Consider the following 21533-nt stretch of genomic DNA (forward strand, 5'->3'; position numbering starts at 1 on the left):
GATGGAGTTCCCGATCGATGCCGACACGATTTCGGCTGCCCTGCTCGACATCGAGGACAGGCGCTCCTGGGACGCCCACGCCGAGCTGGAGCGGGCCGTCCGCCTCGAGGACGCGGCTCATGTGCTCGGCGATCCCCAGCTGATCGCCCGGGCCCGGCTCTGCCAGGCCAACATGCGGATGCGGTTGGGCGACATCAGCGCGGCCACCCAGCAGATCTGGCAGGTCAACGAGTGGGTGGTGGCCAACGACGCCCGCGTCCTGATGGCCCGGATGAACATGCTCTGGGCCTACATCCACCAGCACTTGGGCGACGCCGAGCAGTCGCTGGAGCATGCACTGCTGGCGGTCGAGCTACTCGACGACGACTGCACCACGCACATGCACATCTGGCACCGCACCAAGTTGGCCGACGCCTTCTGCATGGCCGGCTCGATGGACGCGGCCCGCGTTCGCTACGCGCAGGCGGAGGAGCTGGCCGTGCGTTCCGGCCACCCGGCCCTGCTGTGCCTACTCAACAACCACGCCTACGCGGAGTACGACTCGGGCGATCAGCAGCGCGCCCAGGAAGTGGCCGACCGCCTGCTGCGGCTCGCCGACCAGTGGGACATGCCGCTCGAGCCCGCGTACCTCGACACGATCGGCTCGATCCAGATCGGCACCGGGCGCTACGCCGAGGCCGAACGCACCCTGACCCTGTGCCTGGAACGGCATGCCGAGGGCCGGTGGGACGATGCGAACGATCTCTCCCAGTATCTGGTGACCCTGGCGCAGGCCCAGCGCGGCCTCGGCAGGTTCGATCAGGCCCAGGTCAGCCTCGACGACGCCCGCCGGCACTGCATCGAGCGTGACCTCGGTGAGTCTCTGGTCCGCCTGCACCAGGAGCAGGCCGAGCTGTATGCGACCCGCGGCGACTTCGCGGCCGCCTTCACCGCGCACAAGACCTTCTTCACCGAGTATCAAAATCTGCACTCGCTGCAGCGGGAGGCGCGTACGCGTACCAGGCAGGCGATGTTCGAGACGGTCGAGGCCCGGCAGGAGGCCGAGCGCTTCCGCGAGCAGGCCCGCCGTGACCCGCTCACCGGCCTGCACAACCGCCGGCACATCGACGAGTGCCTGCCCGGCCTGATCGACTCCGACCCCGCGCTGACCGTCGCCCTCGTCGACCTCGACCACTTCAAGCAGATCAACGACCGGCTCTCGCACAATGTGGGTGACCAGGTCCTGGTCCGGGTGGCCGGGCTGCTCGCCGACGGCGTGGCTGCCGGCTGCCCCGGCGGTTTCGCCGCCCGGATGGGTGGTGAGGAGTTCCTGATCGTGCTGCCCGGCACCGCCGCCGGCCGGGCGGTCGCCCTGCTCGACGGGATCCGCCGCACGATCCGCGACCACGACTGGCACGGGATCACCCGGGGTCTCCCGGTGACCGTCAGCATCGGCGTCGCCACCAGCGCGGAGACGCCCGTTCCGACGCAGCCCGCCCTACTGTCCACTGCGGACGGTCATCTGTACGCTGCGAAGCACGCCGGGCGTGATCGCGTCGTCTCGGTCGCTCCCCGTGGCTATGCCTCCGCCGCCTGAAAAGGGGATTCCGGGGGTTAAGACGGTCGATCGTTGCGGTTAGGCTGGGCGGGGTCGTAACGCGGTGTGTCGACGCGAGGTATCACCGCGTTTTTTCGCAAGGAGGCGGGTCGTGGCAGAGGGCAGTTCCGCACCTACCGAGGTGGCCCCGCCCGGGGTCAACATCAACGCTCCACACTCGGCCCGCATCTATGACTACTGGCTGGGCGGCAAGGACAACTTCGCCGTCGACCGGGCGGTCGGCGAGGCCATGATCCAGGCCATCCCCGGTATGCGCTACATGGCCAAGGAGAACCGGAAGTTCGTTCACCGGGTGGCCCGTGACCTGGTCCGGCAGGAGGGCATCCGCCAGTTCCTGGACATCGGCACCGGCATCCCGACCCGACCCAACCTGCACGAGGTCGCGCAGGAGCTCGAGCCGTCCACCCGGGTGGTCTATGTGGACAACGATCCGATCGTGCTCGTCCACGCCCGCGCGCTGATGCTGAGCCACCCCTCAGGCCGTAGTGAGTACATTGCCGCCGACATCCGCAAGCCGTCCTCGATCCTGACCGACGCGGCGCTGCTCGACACCCTCGATCTGAAGCAGCCGGTCGGGCTGACCCTGATCGCGATCCTCATGCTGCTCGCCGACGCCGACGACCCGTGGTCGAAGGTCGCGGAGCTGCGTGACGCCCTGCCCTCGGGCAGCTGCCTGGCGATCACCCACCCGACCGCCGACTTCAACCCCCACGAGGTCGACGCGGCGGTCGCTGCCGCCACCGGTGCCGGCATGACGCTCGTCGCCCGTACTCGTGAGGCGGTCGAGCGGTTCTTCGGCGACTGGGAGATGCTCGAGCCGGGCGTGTCCCCGGTGTCGGCGTGGCGGCCGGACGAGCCGGTCGACAACCCCGAGGCGGCCTACTACTGGGCCGGGGTCGCTCGCAAACCCTGATCAGGTTTGGACCGGGTGGGCGGCCCAGCACGGGGAACCGCGCCGCCCACCCGGCGTCACACGGGTGTGCTGCTGCGCAACACCCTCAAGCGTGGCCGCTTGGAAGCAGGCGGGACGGGCACACACGCCGCCCGGACGAGCATCTCGCGCACGGCGCCATCGCGGCCGAAACGGTCGATGACGACACCGCGCACACCGAGCCAGTAGTCACCCTCATGGGGGATGGGCTGCGCCCAGTTCACCCATTCGAGGCGCAACCGGATCGGGCCGATGCCGTAGCAGTAGTCGGACTCGGCGAATTCGTACACCGGCCAGGACGGCCCACTGGGCCGTAGCCGGTTGCCGCGGACATGCGGCCCTCGCACTTGCGGGGCCCGGGCAGGTCGCTGCTGGCGGTGGCAACGAACGAGCTCAGTCACGCGCGTCGGACTCATCCTCCTCGGCAGGCGGCCTGCGGACGGTCGTCCCGCCGGGCCGGCTCAACGCATACCTGACTCCACCGAACCGGTGCGTCACCATGGTCGCCCGAGTCGACGCCGCGAACACCTCGTCGGTGAACGGCGCGTCCCGGTGAACAAGCGAGTTACCCCAGCGTGGACCATCGGCCACGCCGGGGGCGCCCGGTTCGGGGTGTTCGGGGCCGGCATTCGGAATCGACATTGCCTAGTCACCTCTCGCTAAGGACGCCCCCGCCAGGGAGCCTCGCGCCGAGGCCGCAGACTGTCGCTCCGCGACCGACCCGTCACCTAAAGATGTCACCCTGAGTGACACCCGCAGGGAGTAGTACGTGCGTTATCATGCTCAGAATCCCGTGACTACGCAAGGCCAGATGCACGTGCATTTGCATCGACGCTGAGTTTTGGGCACGTGGACACCACCGACTTCGGATCGATGGGCGATCCGGGGGCAAATCTAGGGAGCTTGGAATGACCAACGTGGTCAACGGCATGCCCGCCGGCGAACTGCAGGGAGTCACCTGGCAGAAGAGCCGCCGCAGCAACCCGAGCGGCAACTGCGTTGAGTGCGCCGTCCTGCCCAACGGCGACGTCGCTGTGCGTAACTCCCGGGATCCCGAGGGTGCTGCACTGATCTACAACCGCGCCGAGATCGAGGCCTTCCTCGGCGGTGTCCGCGACGGAGACTTCGACAACCTGCTCGCCTGATCCACCCGGCTGTCTGGTTACTCAGGCAGCGTGCCGATCGGCCGCTCGGTCTACTCCTAGACCGGGCGGCCGACCTCGTTAAGAAGCTTGCCGAGGATCTCGGGAGTGTCGTTCGGCGGCTCGGCGTCGATGCAGACCCGCTCCATCGCCATCGCGTAGTGGTCCACGTCCTCGCGCTTGTCGAGGTAGATCGCGCTGGTCAGCTGCTCCACGTAGACCACGTCGGGCAGCTCGGGCTCGGGGAAGCGCAGGATCGCGAACGGCCCGCCCGCCGCGGCATGCCCGCCGGCCATGAACGGGATGATCTGCAGCCGGACGCCCGGCAGCTTCGACGCCTCGATCAACGCCTCGATCTGCGCCCGCATGACGTCGACGCCGCCGATCGGGCGCCGCAGCACCGCCTCGTCGATCACCGCCCACAGTTGGGGGCCACCCGAACGGGTGAGGATCTGCTGGCGCTGAAGCCGCACGTCGACCCGGCGGTTGATCTCGTCCGCGGTGGCGCCCGCGTGGCCCAGCATGATCACGGCTCGCGCGTAGTCGGGCGTCTGCAGAAGGCCGGGGACGAACTGGATCTCATAGGTCCGGATCAGCGTGGCGGCCGCCTCGAGCCCCAGATAGGCCTGGAACCAGGTCGGGAGGACATCGCCGAAGTGCTGCCACCAGCCCGGGTTGTTGGCCTGACGGGCCAGGCCGATCAGCGCGTCACGCTCGGCGGAGTCGGACACCCCATACATGGTCAACAGGTCGGCGACGTCACGTTCCTTGAAGCTGACGCGGCCGAGCTCCATGCGGCTGATCTTGGAACCGGAGGCGCGGATCTCGTAGCCGGCCGCCTCCCGGGTGATCCCTCTCGACTCCCGCAGCTTCCGAAGCTGGGAGCCGAGCAGGATGCGCAGCACGGTGGGGCCGCCACCCGGCGCCTCCTCCTGCGAACCCGCGCTCACCTGACTCCTTGTCGCTGCTGTGTGACTGCCCGGCGCAGCCCTACGCATCCTAAAGCGGAGATCGTGAACGACGAAACCGGTCCGTTCGTTTCCTCCGCGGCGCTCGCCGTTGCGGATGCACGTGCAGACGGCCTTGCGAACGCACTTGATGACGAGCATGATAGCTGACAGACACGATCCGACCGCTGACACAGCGTGCCGAAAACTTCGCCTGCTCAGATGTTGCGTCGCGTCCCGGCAAGAGTCCGCCTCAATCCATCGGAGGCATTTCCATGCCGAATCTGACGGCGTCCACACCCACCGTGACCCCGGTGCACCGTGATCCGGCCGAGGTCGCTCCGTCCGAGAGCTACCGGCCTGCCGACCCGGTGTGGGTGTATAAGGACGGCTGGCGGGCCGGCATCATCGAGGCGGCGTCCCCGCGGGCGGTCACCGTCACGTATCAGCCGAGCAACCACCGCGGCACTGGCGTCGACACGTTCACCGCGCCCTATGTGACTTTTCGGGCCGACAGCGCTCCCGACCTCGACCAGCGCGGCCTGCGGCTGGTCCGCCGGAGCCCTCTGACATGACCGGGGCGGTCACCGTCTCCGCCGTGGTCGGCCTGCTCAGCCTCCTCGCCGGCGTGGCCCTCGGGTGGTATTTGCGCAGCGGCAGCGACGGGTGCACGGAGTGCGTGCCGCCCGAGCAGTTGCCCAACTCCCTGCAGCGCCCCGGCGTGTAGCTTTGCATCCATGACAGCGGTCGACGGCCAGCACGCGTCGTGCGTTCGCCGTGATGCCGCCCTGTCCCGGGCCTTCGAGTTCCTCGGCCGCCGCTGGAATGCGGCGGTCCTCGGCAAACTCCGCGACGGACCGGTCGGATTCCGCGATCTGTCCCGCAGCATCTCCGGCATCAGCGACTCGGTCCTCTCCAACCGCCTGTCCAGCCTCGTCATCGCCGGCCTGATCGTCCGCATCGTCGACGAGGGACCGCCGGTGTCGGTCTCCTACGGCCTCACTCCGGCCGGGCACGCCCTCATGCCGGCCCTGGACCGCATCGCCGACTGGGCCGACGAGCACATCCCCTGATCCCTTCCGGTCAGTCTTTTCCCCTTCCGGCGGCCTTCTTCCTCCGGCGGCCTTCTTCCGGTGGGCCTTTTGCTCAGGTGCGCCTTCTTCCTCCGGTGGGCCTTTTGTTCCGGAGTTCCAGACCCGCCCCCAGCGGTACGGCCATCCCGCCCCAAAAAACCCACCCCGTCCCGGGGCTGCCGCGCGACGCGGGCGATCCGTCCCGGCCGCCACCGCGTCTTTCGGGCGAAGCCTTCCCTCGCGGCGAGCGCGAGCCGTTCGTGACCGATTTCACCGGGCTTTCCGCGGGTTAGTCGCTAGCTTTTTAGAAGTGGATACTCTTTCTGAAGCACAGCTGAACCGGCCCCGGCTCGACGACGACGGGCGGGCGCTGCTGTTCACCGAGGCCCGGACCGCCTCGTCGTTCGCGCCGACACCGGTGTCCGACGCCGAGCTGGCCGAGATCTGGGACCTCGCGAAGTGGCCGCCGACCGCGTCGAACACCCAGCCGCTCCGGGTCCTCTACGTGCGTACCGAAGAAGGAAAGAACCGCCTCATCCCGCACCTGGCCGAAGGCAACCGCCCCAAGTCGCGGAGCGCGCCGGTCATCGCGGTGCTGGCGCTGGACACGGCGTTCCACGAGTACGTGCCGGAGATCCTGCCCCACAACCCGGGCCTGAAGGACACCTACGAGGCGAACGAGCCGCTGCGCCTGACCAACGGCTCGTTCAGCGCGGCGCTGCAGGTCGGCTACTTCATCCTCGCTGCCCGGTCGATCGGACTGGTCGCGGGCCCGATGGGCGGGTTCGACAAGGCCGCCGTGGACGCCGAGTTCTTCCCCGACGGACGGTTCAAGTCGATGGTGGTGGTCAACCTCGGCCACCCCGGCGAGACCCCCTGGCGTGACCGCCTCCCACGACTGTCGCCGGAGACCACCGTCCAGTGGGCATGAAAAAGGCCCGGCGATCCTTCGCCGGGCCGTTTCCCACCACACAGTTGTGGGTACGCGGTCGCCGCCCACCCCTCGGACGGAGGTGACCACCGTGCTCAAACCAGAGGAACAGCAGGTCTTCGCGGGTCTGGTAGCCCAGATCGAAGCCGACGACCCGACGTTCGCCCGCCGGGCCGCCCGCCCGCCGCGGTGGTGGTCGGTCGTTGCCGTTCTGCTGTGGACGATCGCCCCGATCTGCATCGTCTACGGCGGGTGGACGGGCTTGATCGAGGCGTTCCTGGCCGGCGGTTACGGCGCCCACCTGATGCGCAGGCGCCGCCAGTGGATCACCGCGCGGCCGCGGTTCTGACCCGGCTCCAGCCCTGGCCGGCCTCCGTCAGCGCCAGCGGTCGCCGGTGAGGCGCTCGTAGACCTCGACATACCGGTTACGGGTCGCCTCGGCGATCTCGTCCGGAATCTCCGGGCCGGGCTCGGTGCGGTCCCAGTCGGTGTTGTTCGTGGACCAGTCGCGCAGGAACTGCTTGTCCAGGTAACGGGGCACCTGCCCCGGCTGCCACTCGGAGGCCTCCCAGAACCGCGACGAGTCCGGCGTCAGAACCTCATCGCCCATCTTGAGGACACCGTTCGCGTACCCCACCTCGATCTTGGTGTCCGCGATGATGATCCCCTTGGCCGCCGCGATCTCCGACCCGCGCCGGTAAACCTCGAGCGTCACCCGGCGCAACTCCTCGGCGAGCTCCTTGCCGACCCGCTCGGCCGTCTCGTCGAACGTCAGCGGCGCGTCGTGCCCCGCCCCGACCGCCTCCTTGGTGCTGGGCGTGAAGATCGGCTCAGGCAGCCTCGACGACTCCACCAGCCCATCCGGCAGCCGGTTCCCGGAGATCATCCGTTCCCGCTCGTAGTCCTTGAGCCCCGAGCCGGCCAGGTACCCCCGGGCGATGCACTCGACCATGACCATCTCGAGCCGCTCACACCGGATGGCCCGCCCGGCAAACTCGGCCGGCACGTCGGTGGCAGAGATGACATGGTTGGGAATGACGTCACTGAGCTGCTCGAACCACCAGAGCGACAGCTGCGTGAGGATCTTCCCCTTGTCCGGAATCGGCGTGGGAAGGATGACGTCATAGATCGAGATCCGATCCGAGGCGACCAGCACAAGGTCCCCCTATCGGCATAGACGTCCCGGACCTTGCCGGAGTGCAGGAGCTCCACGTGTTCCCCTCGATGCTGACTGGGCGGCGTGCGCCCTCACGCTATCGAACCGCTGGTGGAGACATGGCTGAGGACTGCAACCACGTTTGAGACACCGCACTCGCGAAGTCACCGGGAGTCGCTCTTTACATACCGCTAGGGCGGTCATCGGTAGCGTCCCGCCGAAACACGCGGGGAGCATTCGATGGGTGTTCGTGATGGCCTTCCATGGCTGCATGACGAGTACTGGATCGTGGGCGAGCTCTGGCTCCGTCGCGGTCGAGCCGTCCGATCCAATGACGCGGAAGTTGTCGAGATCGCACACCTTCTTGGACGAAGCCCCGACTCCATCACCTGGCGTGTCGGGAATTTCGCGAGCACCGACAACCCTGGCCGAGGGCCCAAGCCCATCACTGGCGAGCCATTGGAGAAGTGGAAGAAGCTTCGCGGAAATCGCGCGGCCCTCGCCCACGCCTTGGCGCAGGCACGTGCCCGCATGGCGCTACTGGCCAATGCCACTGTGCCGGGACCCCACGACGCAGGCGTTCGACTCACCCCACCTGATATCCCCAGCCAGGAACCGGTCACGGTAAGGACCGAAGCGGCGGATAGACAGGCCGAGCAGACAGAGTCGGTGCTGCGCGAGAGATTCCGTCGGTGGCGCGACCCCAGCGGAAAGCGACTCCACGGAATCTCCATCGACATTCCGGGATCAACACTCCGGGTCGACCTGTACGACCCGATAGCCGGCCTCCTGATCGAGGTCAAGGCAAAGGCTGAACGAGACAGCCTCCGTTTCGCGGTCGGGCAGCTCTTCGACTACCGGCGCTACCTGAGCTTCGAGGTCAACCTCGCGATCCTCGTTCCGAGTCGGCCCAGCGACGACCTGATGGGTCTCCTGAACGCCGCAAGCGTCGCCGCCATCTGGCCGAGAGCAACCTCGTTCACCGACTCCGAGGAGGGGCGCTATCTGTCCGCTCGATGAAAGCCGAAGCAGCCGTTCGCAGCCCCTCCGGAGGAGCGATGCTCACCGCCGCTGACTATCTCGCCATCACCCCATCTACTGCCCGTGAGCAGTGGCGTTCCATCATCAAGCGCTCGAAGCCGAGCGACGGACGCAGGCAGGTCGACTTCATTCCCGTGGAGACGCTGACATGTCTTGCCGCGAGCTTGGTGGTCGATCACCGGCGTTATGGGGGCAGCACGTCACACAAGGCCGAGGAGCCGGTGCCGAGCCTCGCCGTCCTTTTCAAACGACCGAACAGCAGTGTGCTGGCCAAGATGGCAAACCTGGACGGGAGTCGGTCAAATGGCGCTCGTCACGAGGTGGAGGTTGCGGCTCGTCTCCTCAATGACGACGACGAGCTGGCTGACATCTATCGACTCGTCCTTCAAGCTGCTCGGGATGTCGGCATCACGGATGAGGCGCTGCCCGACTTCCTGTACCTGGAGCATGACGAGGGGCCGGTGACGTTTCTGGGCCAGGATGAGATCGGTCCGGGCGAGATCGCTGGGGTAGTACGTGCGGGACTGGCTGACGCTCTCGACCAGCTGACCGAGAGGATGTTGACCGCCACCATTCGTGTGGGCCAACATCGGTTTGCCCGTGGAGTCTTGCGCAACCATGACCATCAGTGCGTGTTCTGCGGCCTAGCGGTTGCCTTCAAAGGCCGTCGAACGCCCCGCCTTCTCCTGGCATCCCACATCAAGCCCTGGCGTGATTGCGACTCGCGGGAACGGCTCGACATCACCAATGGCCTGACCGCCTGCCCGACTCACGATGTCGCATTCGACACCGGGTTGATCACGATTACTCCGGAACTTCGCATCCTGGTTCGTCCGGACCTCGAGAAGGCGGTCGCTATCAACCCAGGTGTGGGTGCCGCGTTTGGTCGGCCGCCGCTAGCCGAGCGCCTTCTGTTGCCGGCCGGCGCTCTTCCTCCGCAGGCGAGCTACCTCGAGTGGCACCGTACGCGAATCTATGGCGGAGACCCGGACGGTGACTGACGAAAATGCCGCCCAGCGGAGTGCCGGGCGGCATCGGCGTCAGGCGGGCTGTTCGGTGGGGCGGCCCAGCAGGATGGACCAGTCGAGGGCTCGGCCCTTCAAGCGGATCAGAGCCACCCCGCCCGCCACGGCGGCGACGGTGGTCACGGCTCCGGCGGTGACCAGGGCTCCTCGGGCTCCGACGGTGTCGCACAGCCAACCGATCGCCGGGGCCCCGACGATGCCGGACAGTGAGGAGACGATGCCTACCGTGGCGAGGACCCGGCCGCGCATCTCCTCCCTCGTGTCGAGCTGGATGCGGGTGGAGACGACCGTGTCGAAGACGACGGCGCCGGCGGCGATCGGGAGGATCAGGGCGGCGAAGCCCAGCACGGACGGGGCCAGGCCGGAGCAGAGCTGCAATGCGCTGATCAGGAAGCCGGTGCCGGCCAGGACGCGCAGGGTGGAGCGGCCGGTGCCGGCCAGCAGCAGGCCGCCCGCTACGGCGCCGACGGCGAAGACCGTCGACAGCAGACCGTACGAACCGGACGATCCGCCCAGCGGGCCGGACACCATGGCGGCCATCGAGACCTGGTAGTTGCGGCCGAGAGAGCCGAGCACGAACGACAGGGCCAGGACCACCAGGATCACCGGTTGGCGCAGGAGGTAGCGGAATCCGGCGATCACACCGCCGTCGGACGGGGCGGCCACCGCCAGGGGGCGCATGTCGCCGAGGCGCATGGCGAGCAGGGCGAGGATGACGGCGAGGTACGACACCGCGTTGATCACGAAGAGGACGGACGGGCCGGTGACGCCGATCAGCACGCCGCCGAGGGCCATGCCGCCGATCCGGCCGGCGGAGCTCAGCACCGAGCCCAGGGCCAGCGCCGAGCTCAACGCGGATCGGGGGACCAGGGCGGAGCCGAATCGGCCGAGGACCGGGCCCTCGAAGGAGCCGATCACGCCGGAGGCGAGGGCCACCGCGTAGACCGCCCAGTTTCCGCCGGGCAGCAGGAGCGCCAGGGCGAGTAGGGCCCGCAGCGACTGGAAGGCGATCAGCAGGGGTCGGGCCGGCAGCCGGTCGGCGAGGGCGCCGCCCCAGCTGCCGAGCAGCAGCACGGGCAACGACTGCAGCATGACGACCGCGCCCATGGCGGTGGCCGAGCCGGTGGCCGACAGGATCAGCCAGTTCAGCGCCAGCACCTGCATCCATGTGCCGCTGACCGAGACCAGGTCGGCGGCCGCCCACAGACGGTAGTTGCGCTCTCGGAGCGGCGCGAACATCGGAGCCAAAGCGGCGGCACCTCCACAGGAAAGTGGCGCCGTCCCTCGGCGCCACCTCCTCCTTCGGGCCGGCCGGAATGCCGCGAAGTCCGAAACGTCAGGAACAACCCAACGGCAACCCCCATGCGGATGTACGGTCCACCGCTCCCCAACCGCACCCGCCCACGCCCGCGGCGCTCCGGAGGGCCGGCCGATACTGTGCGATCACGCCAGGGTCCTGAGTCGTCCGCTCACCACCTGGTGGATCCGCCCGCCCGCAACGATCACCCGGCCGGCGAGGTCGTTGCCGGCGGCTTTCCCGTCGGCGGCTCGGAGCACGGTCGCCCCGGCATAGACCAGTCCACCGGCGGTGACGGGCTGCACCCCGTCGACTTTCTGCCGGGCGGTCCAGGCCCGTTTCCCGTCGGCGAGCCGCAGCGCCTCGATGTCGCGCCCCCACACCCGGTAGACGCGTTCCCGGTCGACGGCGATCTGCGTGGCGTCGCCGCCGGACGCGGTCCACTGGACGGTGCCGTCCGACACCCGTACGGAGCTGAGCGTCCCGGCCTTGTCGGTGACGAGGAACCGATCGCTCCCCGGGGAGGCGGCCTGCGCCGTCCATTCCGCTTTCCTGGTCCACCGCACGGCCCCGCTGGTGACGGCGATCCCGACGCTGGTTCCGGTCTCGACGTCGGATCCGTCGGTGACACGTGCCAGGATCGTCCCGTTCGCGGACACTCCGGCGGCGAGGTGCCGGGCTTTCCGCCATGCTTCCCGCCCGTCGCGGACGTGGTAGGCGATGATCGCGTCCTCGTCCGAGGGCGATCCCCCGGACACGATGACGAGGCTCTTGTCGACGACGGCGGAGTAGATGGGGGTGTCGACCCGCTGCTTCCACCGGGGCAGTCCGGTCCGGGCGTCGAGGGCGGTGATCTCCCCGTCCGGGTCGCTCTGTGAGTTGCAGTCGCCTCCGGCGGCGATGAGGAGCCCGTCGCTGACGGCGAGCCGTGGCGTCTCGGCGTCGCTCGGGTACGCCCAGTCGTATCGCCAGCCGACTGCGCCGGTGGCCGCCGTGTAGGCGGAGATCCCGAGCTGGTCGCTGACGTACACGCGTCCGCCGGAGAGCACCGGCTCGCCGAACCCGGAGCAGCTCTCGTCGGCGGCCCGGAGGTCGGCCTGCCATTTCTGGGTGAGGTGCCGGATCCGGTCGGCGGTGATCACGGTCTCGGCCGGGTTGTGGTGGCTGTCCTCGGCGTCGTAGCCGGGGTGGTCCCAGAGGGGTGGGGCAGTCATGACGAGGGAGAGAAGCACCGCGGAGGCACTGTGCAAAACCAACATGATGCTAGAAAACCGGAAAACGGGGCAGCCCGTGATGGACTACCCCGTTTCCTACCTGACGTCAGCCGGCGAGCAGCTTGAGCATCTGCTGGACCTGGTCGGTACGGGACTGCTTGACCCGTTCCGCGAAGGACTTGGCCAGCTCGTTGCCGCCCTTGTCGAGCTCGAGCTGAGCGAACTCGACGGCGTTGTGCTGGTGTGCCAGGAAGAGGTTGAGGAAGGCGGTCTCGAACTCGGCCTTCTTCACGGTCTTGAGCGACGCGATCTCCTTGTCGCCGGTGCTCGGCATGCCGCCGTGGTCGGCATGCAGACTGACCCGCTCGTCGAGCGCGGCCGGCTTGCCCCATTCGGCGAGCCAGCCCTTCATCAGCTTGATCTCGTCGGCCTGGGTGGCCTGCACGGCCTTGGCGAGGTCCGCGACCTCGGCGCGGGCCGACCGCTTGGCTGCGGTCTGCGCCATCTCCTGGCCCTGCTCGAGGTTGTCGATCAGCATCTGCAGGAACATCACGTCGGTGTCGTTGTAGGTCGAGCCCGCGGTGATCTCGGCGACGTTCTTGACGCTCTGGGTCTGCGCCGACGTGGAGGCGGGTGCGGGCTTGTCGGCCTCGGTACCGCAGGCGCCGAGCAGCAGCGGCGCGACCGCGACGATCAGGGCTGCGGCGTGCCGGCGCTTCACAGCGGCAGCCAGAGGGCGAGCGTCCAGATGCTGGGCTCCCAGCTGCGGATCGACTGGTGCGCCTGCCGGCACTTGTAGGACACGCCCTCGTAGGTCACGACGTCGTTGATCCGGTACGCCACCCCGGGCGCCCACTCCTTGCCGGTCGCCGGGACCGTGCTGGTCGGCGCGGCGGTCGCGGTCGGGGCCGCGGTGGTCGGTGCGGTCGTGGGCGCGGTGGTGGGCGTCGTGGCCGGCGGGGTCGTCGGCGCCGTGGTCGCCGGCGGCGTGGTCGGGGTCGTCGAGCCGCCGCCGGTACCACCGATGTTGACGTCCACGCAGTTGTAGAAGGCCATCGGGGTGTCGCCGATGTTCCAGACCGCGAGCACCGTCTTGCGGCCCGAGAAGCGGCTCAGGTCGACGGTGTGCGAGACGGAGGCCGCCGGGATGGCGTTCTTGTCGTCGAACGTGGCGATCGGGTTGCCGTCCACGTAGTACACCCAGGTGGCCGTCCGGTGCCGGGCGGTCAGGACCCAGTTGAAGGTCGCCGACTTCCCGACGTTGGTGGCCCGCCATGGCAGGGAGTCGTTGTTCAGCTCGGAGAAGGCGGCGACTCCGCCGTTGCACTCCTTCGATCCCTTCGGGGCCTCCGCGCTCTGCGGCTCGAACTGGATGGCGCCACAGTTGGCGACCGAGCCCGCGGCGCACTGTGCCTGACGGCTCGGGGGCGAGGAGACGTAGCCGTGTGCCAGGGCGGGCGACGACGCGACCGCCAGGGAGGAGGCGACCATCCCGAGGGTGGCCAGCGGGTAGGCGATCTTCCTGCGCATGTCAGCTCTCCAATGACTCGACCTGGCAGTTACAGGCCGGAACATTAGGAGCGACTGCCATAACGGAGCCTTAAAGGAACTGGAAACTCGGTTAAAAGCTGTGATCAGCGACGTCTGCGCTGCTCAGCGGGCTCAGGGACGGGTGCGTGAAGCAGGAAGCCGATGCGGGCCCCGCCCAGCGGGCTACGGTCTATGACGAGTTGACCACGGACCGTCTCGGCGGCCCGGCGCACGATGTCGAGGCCCAGCCCGGTCGAGCCGGCACCGCTGAATCCGCGGGTCACCGCCCGTTCCGGGTCTGGGATGCCGGGGCCGGCGTCGTCGACGAGCAGGCCGCCGGCTGAGACGCTGACCCGGAACGCGGTGCCGTCCGGGGTGTGCGAGAAGACGTTGCCGAGCAGCGCGTCCACGACCAGGATCACCTCGCCGGCCGGCATCGGCAGCAGCACCTGCTCGTTGCCGCCGACCACCTCCCAGGGCCGTTCCTGGTCCTCGGCGAGCACCGACCAGAACGCCAGCCGGTCGGCGAGCACCTCGACCAGGTCGCACTGCTGCGAGCCGCGTTTCTCGATGCTGCCCAGCCGCGCCCCGGTGATGATCGCCTCGAGCTCCTCGTCGAGCAGGTCGCAGGCCTGGCGCATCCGTTCGGCGATCGGACCGGGCGGCATCGCCTCCACATCGAGACGAAGACCCGTCAACGGCGTACGCAAGCGGTGGGAGAGGTCCGCGGCCAGCTCGCGCTCGCGATCCAGCAACCGTCGCAGATCGTCGGCCATGGTGTTGAAGGCGCTGGCCGCGTCGCGCAGCTCGCGCGGACCGGTGGGGGTCATGCGCTCGTTGAGCTCGCCGCCGCCGAGGCGGCGACTCGCCGCGGCGAGCTGGCGGGTGGAGCGGACGAGCTGGCTGCCGAGCCGGTCGGCGAGCAGCGTCGAGCCGCCGACCAGGACGATCGCCAGGCCCCCGAGGGCGAGCCAGGCGAATCCGACACCGCGCCGCGTCTCCTCGCCCGGCACGAAGACCTCGACCACGACGGTACGGCCGTCGGTGAGCACGGTCGGCTGGAGGTATGCGACCCCGCCCACGGCCTCGGCGGTGGCGGCCCGCCGTTCCTCCGCGGCGCGCCGCACCGTGGCCTTGCTGAGGTGCGAGGCGCCGATCGGGTCGATGCCGGGCAGGTGCAGGGCCAGTCGTCCGTCGCTGCCGGCCGCGGTGCTGGCCACGGCGTTGGTCAGGGTGACCAGGTCACTGTCGACACCGAGCACGGTCACCATCGAGGTGGCCTGCTGACGCGCGTCGGAGATGGCCCGGTCGTAGGCGATCTGCCGGGTGGCGACGGCGAGCGGCACGAGGAAGGCGAGCGCGACCATCGAGGTGATGGCCAGCGCCAGGCGGTTGAGCGCCCATCTCATTGCGGATCGACCATCATGACGCCCACTCCCCGTACGGTGTGCAGGTAACGCGGTTTGGCGGCGGTCTCGCCGAGTTTGCGGCGCAGCCAGGAGATGTGGACGTCGATGGTCTGCTCTTCGCCGATCCGCGCCTGCTGCCACACCTGGTTCATCAGCTCACGCCGGCTGATCACCTGGCCGACCCGCTCGGCAAGATACGCGAGGACGTCGAACTCGCGCCGGGTGAGTTGCAGCGGCTCGCCGCGGAGCTCGACCCGGCGCTGCCGTGGCCGGATCACCAGCTCACCCACAGTGATCGCGTTGGGCTGCTGCTCGACGGTGGCGCGGGCCCGGCGCAGGACCGCCGAGATGCGGGCGAGGATGTGCCCACCGGAGAACGGCTTGGTCACGTAGTCGTCGGCGCCGGCGCTCAACAGCGCGATGATGTCCGCCTCGGACCGGCGGGCGGTGGCGACGATCACCGGCACGTCGGAGACGGTCCGCATCATCCGCAGCGCGTCGGTTCCGTCGATATCGGGCAGTCCGAGGTCGAGAATCACCAGGTCGGGCCGCTCCTGGGTGACGATCTTCAACGCCTGGGCAGCCTGGCCGACCGGGCGCACCACGTGCCCGGCATCGGTCAGCGCCCTCGTCAGAGCAGCCGTGATGATGCGGTCGTCCTCGACCAACAGGATCATCGCCATGGCGATAACCATAGGACCAGGTGCGAGAATGGCCTCGTGCGATCTTCCAGGTGGGTGCCGATAGCCGGGTGGTGCGTGGCCACCGCGACCAGCATCGTGCTCTCCTCGGTGGCGCTGTCGCCGGTTCTCAACGCGGCCCGGGCCGACTCGGGCGAGCTGCCCGACATCGACCAGCTGCCGGCTCCGGCCGCGGTGGCGGAGACCAGCGCCCCGGTTCCGGACGAGACAGCCGACCCGACCCGTCCGGCCAAGCCCTCGCCGTCCCGCAGCCGGTCGTCGTCGGCCGATCCGAAGCCGCCGAGCCGCTCACCGTCCTCGCCCGCACCGGGCTCGGCGACCACGACCACCCCGCCGGCGACCACCACCGAGAAGGGGTGGACCGTCACTACCAGTGACGGCGTGAAGACCTATGTGAAGTCCTTCACGACCGATGGCGGCACCGCGGTGATCCGGATGACGAGCAAGGGCACCGTGTCGCTCGTCACGGCCACACCCGCCGACGGCTACCGGGTGGAGAAGCAGGGGTCGGACGTCAACCTCGCGGTCTACTTCATCCGGACCGAGAAGAGCTTCATCGTCCATGCTCAATGGTGGAACGACGAGCCCTTCGTCGAGGTCAGCGAAGTCGGCTCCTGACACCGCTGCCAGGCCCACTTCCTGAAGACTTCCTGGGAGTTCCTGAACGCTTGCTGAGAAGCGCAAGGGTTTTCCCCGATTCGGTGAAGCCTGTCTATACATAACGTCTCACCTCAAGTCACCCCGATGTGACCCGCCGTCCTCGGACGGTTGAAGCCCGCCCGCCGACCCCCCGGGCGGGAGAGGAGTAGGCGTGAAATCCCGTACCCCAGTCGTCATCGCTCTGGCCGCCGCGACCGCGGCAGCGTCGGCGATGGTGGCGGTCTCCGGACCGGCGACCGCCCAGACACCGATCCCCACTGACCCAGCCGCCGTCGCGGCGCTAGCGAAGGACTCGGCGGCGGCTCTCGTCGCCGATCGCCCCGCGGCCCTGCTGGCCAGCGCGGACGAGGCGTTCGTGCAGCGCCCGGTGATCTCGACCGACAACCTTCAGTACGTCCCCTATGAGCGCACCTACAAGGGACTTCAGGTCGTCGGTGGTGACTTCGTCGTCGTCACCGACCGCTCCGGCCAGACCCGGTACACCTCGGTCGCTCAGGACCGGCCGATCGGGCAGCTCTCGGTGACCCCGAAGCTCTCCGCGTCCGAGTCGGTCCCCTTCGCCAAGGCCGAGCTCAAGACGGTGAAGAACGTCGAGAGCACGAAGCTGGTCGTGCTCAACACGACCGGTGCCCCCGCCCTCGCCTGGGAGTCCGTCGTCAACGGCACCCGGATCGACGACCACGGCGACGAGGGCCCGAGCCGCCTCACCGTCGACGTCGACGCGATCACCGGCAAGGTGCTGCGGACCAAGGACAACATCACCCACGTGAGCGGAACCGGCACGGGCTGGATCACCGGCTCGGTCACCCTGGACACCACGCTGTCGGGTAGCACCTACAGCCTGAAGGACCCGTCGATCGCGAGCCTGACCTGCCAGGACTCGTCGACCAACACGACCTTCAGCGGCACCGACAACGTGTGGGGCAACGGCACCGGCACCAACAAGGAGACCGGCTGCGTCGACGCGCTCTACGCCGCGCAGAAGCAGAAGGCGATGCTCTCCAGCTGGCTGGGCCGCACCGGCTTCACCAGCAGCGGCGGCGCCTGGCCGATCCGGGTCGGCCTGAACGACGTCAACGCCTACTACGACGGCACCCAGGTCCAGATCGGCAAGAACAACGCCGGGCAGTGGATCTCCTCGCTCGACGTGGTGGGTCACGAGATCGGCCACGGCATCGACGACAACACCCCGGGCGGCATCTCCGGCAACGGCACCCAGGAGTTCGTCGGCGACGTGTTCGGCGCGGCCACCGAGGCCTTCGCCGCGAACGCCAACGACCCGTTCGACTACCAGGTCGGCGAGGAGGTCAACCTGGTCGGCAGCGGCCCGATCCGGTACATGTACAACCCGTCGCTCGCCGGTGACGACAACTGCTACTCCAGCAGCACCCCGAGCCAGGAGGTGCACGCCGCGGCCGGCCCCGGCAACCACTGGTTCTACCTGCTCGCCGAGGGCACCAACCCGACCAACGGGCAGCCCGCCAGCACCCGGTGCAGCGGCACCGGCGCCCTGACCGGCGTCGGCATCCAGACCGCCACCAAGATCATGTACAACGCGATGCTGATGAAGACCTCCAGCTCGTCCTACCTGAAGTACCGCACCTGGACGCTGACCTCGGCCAAGGCGCTGGACAGCACCTGTGGGCTCTTCAACAAGACCAAGGCCGCCTGGGACGCCGTGAGCGTGCCGGCCCAGTCCGCCGACCCGACCTGCACCACCACCACGCCGACCGCGTCGCCGTCGGCCTCGACGACGACCAACCCGACCGGCTGCACCGGCACCAACGCCACCGACGTGTCGATCCCGGACGCCGGCAGCGCGATCTACAGCGACATCGCGATCAGCGGCTGCGCCCGCAGCGCGTCGTCCACCTCGACGGTCGCGGTGAACATCGTCCACACCTACCGGGGTGACGTGAAGGTCGACCTGGTCGCGCCGGACGGCACCACCTACGCGCTGAAGGCCACGTCCACCTCCGACAGCACGGACAACGTGGTCGCCACCTACACCGTCAACCTCTCGAGCGAAGCGGCGAACGGCACCTGGCGCCTCAAGGCCCAGGACGTCTACTCGTCGGACACCGGCTACATCAACACCTGGACGCTCACCGTCTGAACACCCTGACCGTTTCGGGGCGCCGCATCCTCGCGGCGTCCCGAAACGATCACTTCCACATCACAGTTCTTTCTGCGTGACTGCCATCGGGGCAGGTAGGGACCTAAGGTTCCTCCTACGTGTACGGACAGGAGGCACTCCCGTGACTTACAGCGCTTTCCGCGTGCACCCCGGGGGATCGACGGGCGTCCTGGCCGACGTGTGGGGTCGTTCGGCCGTACGCGATGTGCTCCTGACCCTGGGTGCCGCCGGCGCCGTCGGGCTGGCCGCGCAGATCGCCGTCCCCGTTCCCGGGTCGCCCGTGCCGATCACCGGGCAGACCTTCGCCGTCCTGCTCGCCGGCGCCACGCTCGGTGCCACCCGGGGTGCCGCCGGCATGCTGATCTACCTGCTGGCCGGTGCGCTCGGGGTGCCGTGGTTCGCCGCCGGCGCCTCCGGCTGGCCCTCGGCGACCGCCGGATACCTGGTCGGCTTCGTGCTCGCGGCCGCGCTGACCGGCCAGCTCGCCGCCCTCGGAGCGGACCGCCGCCCGTCGCACACGATCGGCCTGATGACCGCCGGCAACGCCCTGATCTATCTGGTCGGGGTGCCGTGGCTGGCGTTCTCGACGGGCATCGACCTGACCGCCGCGGTCGGCGCGGGCCTCGTGCCGTACCTGCTCGGAGACGGGCTGAAGATGCTCTTCGCCGCCGCGCTGCTGCCGGCCACCTGGCTGCTGATCAACCGGCGCATTCACGGCCGCGACCGTTATTGATCACTGCCGGCCGACGGGTCGGTGATCTCCCGGAGCCTCGCGAGCGCGATACCCACAGGCTGTGCACACAGCCTGTGGATAACTCGTACAGGTGTGCGAATGCGGTCAGCGGACGAGACGGGGCTAGATGTCCAGGCTGCCCTCGATCCGCTTCAACCGGTGACGGGCCAGCGCCAGGTTCGCCCGGTCCTTGTTGAGTGCGAGGTAGAGGAACAGGCCCTGCCCCGAGCGACCGGTCAGCGGCCGGATCAGGTGATACTGCGAGTCCAGCGTGATCAGGATGTCCTCGATCTTCTCGTGCAGGCTCAGCATCTCCATCGTGCGCAGCTTCGCCCGGACCACCTCGGTGTTGGCGGCGGCCGCCACCTGCAGATCGAACTCCCGCCCACCGCCGGCGATACCCAGCGCCATACCGCTGGACCGGTCGACCAGCGCGACGCCGATCGCGCCGTCGATCTGCATCGCGTCCTTGAGGGCTACGTCCATGTCGGGCATATCGGGTCCTCCACTCGGTCCGGGTCTGCGCCGAGCGTGTACGACACCGGCCGGAATCGGTCGCACACGATGTCCGCCTGCGGTCAGCCGGGTCATGGGTTGATGTTCCGTGTCACCCGTCAGTTGAAGATTTCTTCAAATACGAAACTGCACATCACTTCAGGGGTACGCCGTAACCGAACCCGAAACCGCACGGTTGGAGACCGGTGGAGCTGGATTGTCGGCGGAGGGGACGAAACGTGTCAGTGCCGCTGTACCAGGCGAAGGCCGAGATGTTCCGGACCCTCGGCCACCCGGTCCGCATCCGGGTGCTGGAGCTGCTCCAGGACGGCCCGCAACCGGTCCGTGACCTGCTCGCCGAGATCGATGTGGAGGCGTCGAACCTGTCCCAGCAGCTCGCCGTCCTACGCCGGGCGGGCATCGTGACCTCGTTCCGGGACGGCGCGCTCGTCATGTACGCGCTCAGCACCCCGGACGTGGCCGACCTGCTGGCCGCGGGCCGCCGCATCCTCGGCGCCGTCCTGACCGACCGCGACGGGCTGCTGGTCGAGCTGCGAGCCCAGGGAAAGCGTCGCTAGCCGGCTCCGGAAAGCGTCGCTAGCCGGCTCCGGGAAGCGTCGGCTCCCGCAGTCAGCCGGTCACCGGGACCGGAGCCGACGCAGCAGCGCGACGAGGGCCGGCACCGCCGGGGGACGCCTCCCGTCGTACTCCCCGGGGGTTGGATCTCGGCCGGCGCAGCCGTGATGATCTCGCCGGTCGCCGCGGCCGGGAGCGGGAGCACCGCCTCGGCCGCGTCGCGCACCCGCCGCAGTCGCGTCGCGAAGACCGCCATCGACTCGATTGCCGGGACCGGCGTCAACACCTCGTCGAGGAGCCCGGTCAGGCCCGGCCAGACCGCGATGATCCGGTCGTCGGGCTCGCCGCGGCCCGGCCAGGCAGTGCCGGTGAGCATGCGGAAGAGCAGCGCGGCCAGGTCGGTCACGTCGCCGCTCGGTGTCGGCGCCCCTGACGGCCGCGGCGTGGCGAAGTCGGTGAGCATCGGAGTGCCGGACGGGCCGACGATCACGTGCTCGGGCCGGATCCGGCCGTGGATCAGGGGTGGGCGCAGCGTATGTGCCCAGGCCAGCGCATCGGCCAGCGCGATCGTCATCTCCAGCGCCGAGGCCGGCGTCGGCGCGTCGTCACGCAGCACCTCGGCGAGCGGAAGGCCCTCGACCCGGTCGAGCGCCAGCCACGGGCGCCCGGTCGCGGTGATCCCACCGGCCCGGACCGGCACGATCGACGCGTTGCGCACCAAGCCCACCCAGGCGGCCACATGCTTCGCGAACGCCGCCTCATCGGGTCGGCCGGAGACGAACCGATGGTAGAGACGAAGCGTGACCCACCGGCCGGCCCGCTCGTCCCATGCCTGGTAGACGTCGGCGTCAGCCCCGGTACGCACCCGCTCGAGACGGGTGTAGCCGGTCGGGGTGTCGATCCCGGCCACGGACCACCTCCCCCTCGTCGAACGCCAC

The 21533-nt window shown here is 69.0% G+C and carries 24 protein-coding genes and 1 pseudogene; 14 read left to right on the top strand and 11 right to left on the bottom strand.

Going from position 1 to position 21533, the window contains the following annotated elements:
- Position 1 precedes the first annotated feature (1 nt).
- Together ACQPZW_RS47725 and ACQPZW_RS47730 are read left to right on the top strand one after the other, a co-directional pair.
- Entirely contained in the window at positions 2 to 1576 is a 1575-nt protein-coding gene (locus ACQPZW_RS47725) for a diguanylate cyclase (protein ID WP_433792572.1), read from the top strand.
- A 112-nt stretch (positions 1577 to 1688) separates the two neighbouring features.
- Positions 1689 to 2510: an SAM-dependent methyltransferase gene (locus ACQPZW_RS47730; protein WP_433792573.1), complete on the top strand. Its 822-nt coding sequence runs from the start codon at positions 1689 to 1691 to the stop codon at positions 2508 to 2510.
- A gap of 56 nt (positions 2511 to 2566) precedes the next feature.
- Here ACQPZW_RS47730 and ACQPZW_RS47735 read toward each other — a convergent pair whose 3' ends face one another.
- Positions 2567 to 2818, bottom strand: a complete 252-nt coding sequence (locus ACQPZW_RS47735) for a hypothetical protein (protein WP_433792574.1) — start codon at positions 2816 to 2818, stop codon at positions 2567 to 2569.
- A 618-nt stretch (positions 2819 to 3436) separates the two neighbouring features.
- On the opposite strand from ACQPZW_RS47735, the gene ACQPZW_RS47740 reads away from it, so the two are divergent.
- Complete coding sequence (locus ACQPZW_RS47740) at positions 3437 to 3673, top strand: DUF397 domain-containing protein (protein ID WP_433792575.1); 237 nt, start codon at positions 3437 to 3439, stop codon at positions 3671 to 3673.
- A gap of 56 nt (positions 3674 to 3729) precedes the next feature.
- Here the strand turns inward: ACQPZW_RS47740 and ACQPZW_RS47745 are convergent, their stop codons facing one another.
- Positions 3730 to 4620 carry a helix-turn-helix domain-containing protein gene (locus tag ACQPZW_RS47745; RefSeq protein ID WP_433792576.1) on the bottom strand — a complete coding sequence of 297 codons (891 nt, stop codon included), beginning with the start codon at positions 4618 to 4620 and terminating at the stop codon, positions 3730 to 3732.
- Between the two features lie 272 nt (positions 4621 to 4892).
- On the opposite strand from ACQPZW_RS47745, the gene ACQPZW_RS47750 reads away from it, so the two are divergent.
- The 5 genes from ACQPZW_RS47750 to ACQPZW_RS47770 all read left to right on the top strand — a co-directional run bounded on the left by ACQPZW_RS47750 (position 4893) and on the right by ACQPZW_RS47770 (position 6970).
- Positions 4893 to 5192, top strand: a complete 300-nt coding sequence (locus ACQPZW_RS47750; protein WP_433792577.1) for a hypothetical protein — start codon at positions 4893 to 4895, stop codon at positions 5190 to 5192.
- Positions 5189 to 5344 (top strand): hypothetical protein, encoded by a 156-nt coding sequence (locus tag ACQPZW_RS47755; protein WP_433792578.1) that lies wholly within the window; start codon positions 5189 to 5191, stop codon positions 5342 to 5344. Before ACQPZW_RS47750 ends, ACQPZW_RS47755 begins: the two co-directional genes overlap by 4 nt.
- 10 nt (positions 5345 to 5354) lie before the next feature.
- Positions 5355 to 5690 carry a winged helix-turn-helix transcriptional regulator gene (locus ACQPZW_RS47760; protein WP_433792579.1) on the top strand — a complete coding sequence of 112 codons (336 nt, stop codon included), beginning with the start codon at positions 5355 to 5357 and terminating at the stop codon, positions 5688 to 5690.
- A 310-nt stretch (positions 5691 to 6000) separates the two neighbouring features.
- A complete protein-coding gene (locus ACQPZW_RS47765) occupies positions 6001 to 6621 on the top strand; it encodes a malonic semialdehyde reductase (RefSeq protein WP_433792580.1) in 621 nt (206 codons plus the stop codon).
- Between the two features lie 91 nt (positions 6622 to 6712).
- Positions 6713 to 6970 (top strand): DUF3040 domain-containing protein, encoded by a 258-nt coding sequence (locus ACQPZW_RS47770; RefSeq protein ID WP_433792581.1) that lies wholly within the window; start codon positions 6713 to 6715, stop codon positions 6968 to 6970.
- A 27-nt stretch (positions 6971 to 6997) separates the two neighbouring features.
- Here the strand turns inward: ACQPZW_RS47770 and ACQPZW_RS47775 are convergent.
- Positions 6998 to 7833: pseudogene (locus ACQPZW_RS47775) on the bottom strand (phosphoribosylaminoimidazolesuccinocarboxamide synthase).
- Positions 7834 to 8017: 184 nt separating this feature from the next.
- Here ACQPZW_RS47775 and ACQPZW_RS47780 point away from each other — a divergent pair.
- Together ACQPZW_RS47780 and ACQPZW_RS47785 are read left to right on the top strand one after the other, a co-directional pair.
- Positions 8018 to 8797, top strand: a complete 780-nt coding sequence (locus tag ACQPZW_RS47780) for a hypothetical protein (protein WP_433792582.1) — start codon at positions 8018 to 8020, stop codon at positions 8795 to 8797.
- 38 nt (positions 8798 to 8835) lie between these two features.
- Entirely contained in the window at positions 8836 to 9819 is a 984-nt protein-coding gene (locus tag ACQPZW_RS47785) for an HNH endonuclease (RefSeq protein WP_433792583.1), read from the top strand.
- A gap of 39 nt (positions 9820 to 9858) precedes the next feature.
- Here ACQPZW_RS47785 and ACQPZW_RS47790 read toward each other — a convergent pair whose 3' ends face one another.
- The 6 genes from ACQPZW_RS47790 to ACQPZW_RS47815 form a co-directional block, all read right to left on the bottom strand.
- Positions 9859 to 11082 (bottom strand): MFS transporter, encoded by a 1224-nt coding sequence (locus ACQPZW_RS47790; protein WP_433797865.1) that lies wholly within the window; start codon positions 11080 to 11082, stop codon positions 9859 to 9861.
- 204 nt (positions 11083 to 11286) lie between these two features.
- On the bottom strand, positions 11287 to 12354 hold the full coding sequence (locus ACQPZW_RS47795; protein ID WP_433792584.1) for a PQQ-binding-like beta-propeller repeat protein: 1068 nt from the start codon (positions 12352 to 12354) through the stop codon (positions 11287 to 11289).
- Between the two features lie 106 nt (positions 12355 to 12460).
- Complete coding sequence (locus tag ACQPZW_RS47800; protein WP_433792585.1) at positions 12461 to 13075, bottom strand: DUF305 domain-containing protein; 615 nt, start codon at positions 13073 to 13075, stop codon at positions 12461 to 12463.
- Complete coding sequence (locus ACQPZW_RS47805; RefSeq protein WP_433792586.1) at positions 13072 to 13884, bottom strand: lytic polysaccharide monooxygenase; 813 nt, start codon at positions 13882 to 13884, stop codon at positions 13072 to 13074. Before ACQPZW_RS47805 ends, ACQPZW_RS47800 begins: the two co-directional genes overlap by 4 nt.
- 104 nt (positions 13885 to 13988) lie before the next feature.
- The gene (locus ACQPZW_RS47810) at positions 13989 to 15293 is read right to left on the bottom strand and encodes an ATP-binding protein (protein ID WP_433792587.1); all 1305 of its coding nucleotides are present in this window, start codon (positions 15291 to 15293) and stop codon (positions 13989 to 13991) included.
- Positions 15290 to 15976 (bottom strand): response regulator transcription factor, encoded by a 687-nt coding sequence (locus ACQPZW_RS47815; RefSeq protein ID WP_093622001.1) that lies wholly within the window; start codon positions 15974 to 15976, stop codon positions 15290 to 15292. The genes ACQPZW_RS47810 and ACQPZW_RS47815 overlap by 4 nt, the downstream gene beginning before the upstream one ends.
- Before the next feature lie 36 nt (positions 15977 to 16012).
- Here ACQPZW_RS47815 and ACQPZW_RS47820 point away from each other — a divergent pair, with 36 nt between their 5' ends.
- The 3 genes from ACQPZW_RS47820 (at position 16013) to ACQPZW_RS47830 (ending at position 19524) form a co-directional block, all read left to right on the top strand.
- Positions 16013 to 16612, top strand: coding sequence for a DNA mismatch repair protein MutL (locus ACQPZW_RS47820; protein WP_433792588.1), 600 nt, complete (start codon positions 16013 to 16015; stop codon positions 16610 to 16612).
- A gap of 193 nt (positions 16613 to 16805) precedes the next feature.
- A complete protein-coding gene (locus ACQPZW_RS47825) occupies positions 16806 to 18770 on the top strand; it encodes a M4 family metallopeptidase (protein WP_433792589.1) in 1965 nt (654 codons plus the stop codon).
- A gap of 142 nt (positions 18771 to 18912) precedes the next feature.
- Entirely contained in the window at positions 18913 to 19524 is a 612-nt protein-coding gene (locus ACQPZW_RS47830; protein WP_433792590.1) for a biotin transporter BioY, read from the top strand.
- A 123-nt stretch (positions 19525 to 19647) separates the two neighbouring features.
- On the opposite strand, the gene ACQPZW_RS47835 is transcribed toward ACQPZW_RS47830, so the two are convergent.
- Entirely contained in the window at positions 19648 to 20019 is a 372-nt protein-coding gene (locus ACQPZW_RS47835) for a hypothetical protein (RefSeq protein WP_433792591.1), read from the bottom strand.
- A 239-nt stretch (positions 20020 to 20258) separates the two neighbouring features.
- Between ACQPZW_RS47835 and ACQPZW_RS47840 the strand changes: the two genes are divergently transcribed.
- The gene (locus ACQPZW_RS47840) at positions 20259 to 20597 is read left to right on the top strand and encodes an ArsR/SmtB family transcription factor (RefSeq protein WP_093622010.1); all 339 of its coding nucleotides are present in this window, start codon (positions 20259 to 20261) and stop codon (positions 20595 to 20597) included.
- On the opposite strand, the gene ACQPZW_RS47845 is transcribed toward ACQPZW_RS47840, so the two are convergent.
- A complete protein-coding gene (locus tag ACQPZW_RS47845; RefSeq protein ID WP_433792592.1) occupies positions 20594 to 21505 on the bottom strand; it encodes a phosphotransferase in 912 nt (303 codons plus the stop codon). The two genes, ACQPZW_RS47840 and ACQPZW_RS47845, sit on opposite strands and share 4 nt — an antisense overlap.
- Positions 21506 to 21533 lie beyond the last annotated feature (28 nt).

This window comes from Actinoplanes sp. CA-252034 (genome assembly GCF_050956125.1).
Classification (GTDB): Bacteria; Actinomycetota; Actinomycetes; order Mycobacteriales; family Micromonosporaceae; genus Actinoplanes.

Coding starts and splice junctions, on each gene's coding strand:
- ACQPZW_RS47755 (WP_433792578.1), top strand. CDS start 5,189: ATGACCGGGGCGGTCACCGTCTCCGCCGTGGTCGGCCTGCTCAGCCTC.
- ACQPZW_RS47795 (WP_433792584.1), bottom strand. CDS start 12,354: ATGACTGCCCCACCCCTCTGGGACCACCCCGGCTACGACGCCGAGGAC.
- ACQPZW_RS47780 (WP_433792582.1), top strand. CDS start 8,018: ATGGGTGTTCGTGATGGCCTTCCATGGCTGCATGACGAGTACTGGATC.
- ACQPZW_RS47790 (WP_433797865.1), bottom strand. CDS start 11,082: ATGTTCGCGCCGCTCCGAGAGCGCAACTACCGTCTGTGGGCGGCCGCC.
- ACQPZW_RS47815 (WP_093622001.1), bottom strand. CDS start 15,976: ATGGCGATGATCCTGTTGGTCGAGGACGACCGCATCATCACGGCTGCT.
- ACQPZW_RS47725 (WP_433792572.1), top strand. CDS start 2: ATGGAGTTCCCGATCGATGCCGACACGATTTCGGCTGCCCTGCTCGAC.
- ACQPZW_RS47785 (WP_433792583.1), top strand. CDS start 8,836: ATGCTCACCGCCGCTGACTATCTCGCCATCACCCCATCTACTGCCCGT.
- ACQPZW_RS47810 (WP_433792587.1), bottom strand. CDS start 15,293: ATGAGATGGGCGCTCAACCGCCTGGCGCTGGCCATCACCTCGATGGTC.
- ACQPZW_RS47835 (WP_433792591.1), bottom strand. CDS start 20,019: ATGCCCGACATGGACGTAGCCCTCAAGGACGCGATGCAGATCGACGGC.
- ACQPZW_RS47740 (WP_433792575.1), top strand. CDS start 3,437: ATGACCAACGTGGTCAACGGCATGCCCGCCGGCGAACTGCAGGGAGTC.
- ACQPZW_RS47805 (WP_433792586.1), bottom strand. CDS start 13,884: ATGCGCAGGAAGATCGCCTACCCGCTGGCCACCCTCGGGATGGTCGCC.
- ACQPZW_RS47750 (WP_433792577.1), top strand. CDS start 4,893: ATGCCGAATCTGACGGCGTCCACACCCACCGTGACCCCGGTGCACCGT.
- ACQPZW_RS47760 (WP_433792579.1), top strand. CDS start 5,355: ATGACAGCGGTCGACGGCCAGCACGCGTCGTGCGTTCGCCGTGATGCC.